Consider the following 809-nt stretch of genomic DNA (forward strand, 5'->3'; position numbering starts at 1 on the left):
GGGGGGGGGGGGGGGGGCGCCCCCCCCCCGGCCCCCCCCCCCCCCCCCCCGCCCCCCGGGGGGGGGGGGGGGCCCCCCCCCCCCCCCCCCCCCCCACCGCTCCACCACCGATGACAGGCACAGCAGGGCGAGCGCGTCGTGCCGCGGGATGCTCCACTGGCTGGCGGCCGTGGTGTCGCGGTGGGTGACCAGGACGCATTCGGAGCCCTGCGGCAGTCCGAAGAAGGCGCGCTGCCGGCCGAGCCCGTACCGGCCGGCGGCCGAGTGCGCGAGCCAGCCGAGCGCCAGCCCGACGACCAGCGCGGCGGCCCCGGCGATCAGGTCGGAGCGCGCGTCGCCGGTCGCCAGCGCCAGGCCGATGGGGTGCCACGGCTGCGGGGTGTCAGTCATGGCCGCGCATCGTAGCCTCCGATCGGGTACGTGTTCGAGTCCCGTGCGGTGACCGGCGGCTGTCGTGGGGTGATGGGGACGGTCAGAGTGAAGGGGGCGATGGGGGATCGGGGTGGGGGCCGGCGGGGCGGCGGCGGGCGGGCTGCCGGCTGGTGTGGTGGTGGTCGCTGCGGCCCGTGTGACGGCTGGTGCAGTGACAGGTGCGGCGGCCGATGCGGTGGCGGGCGTTGCGGCCGGTGCGGCGGCCGTGCGACAGCCGATGTAGTGGCGGGTGCGACAGCCGGTGTGGTGGCGGGCGCGGCGGCCTGGTGGCGTGGGCCACATCGGAAGCTGAGGTTCCGTCGGCCCTGGCGTCCGGCAGTCGCGTTGGGGCGCTGGTCACACCCCGCGGGCCGGGCGCGGAGCGCGCCGAACCGGGC

At 78.9% G+C, this 809-nt stretch carries 1 pseudogene; it reads right to left on the bottom strand.

The features are described 5' to 3' along the window. Positions 1-390, bottom strand: a pseudogene (locus AAHZ94_RS34730) (hypothetical protein); the annotation flags it as partial. Between the last annotated feature and the right edge of the window lie 419 nt (positions 391-809).

It is taken from the genome of Streptomyces sp. HSW2009, assembly GCF_040240285.1.
GTDB lineage: Bacteria > Actinomycetota > Actinomycetes > Streptomycetales > Streptomycetaceae > Streptomyces.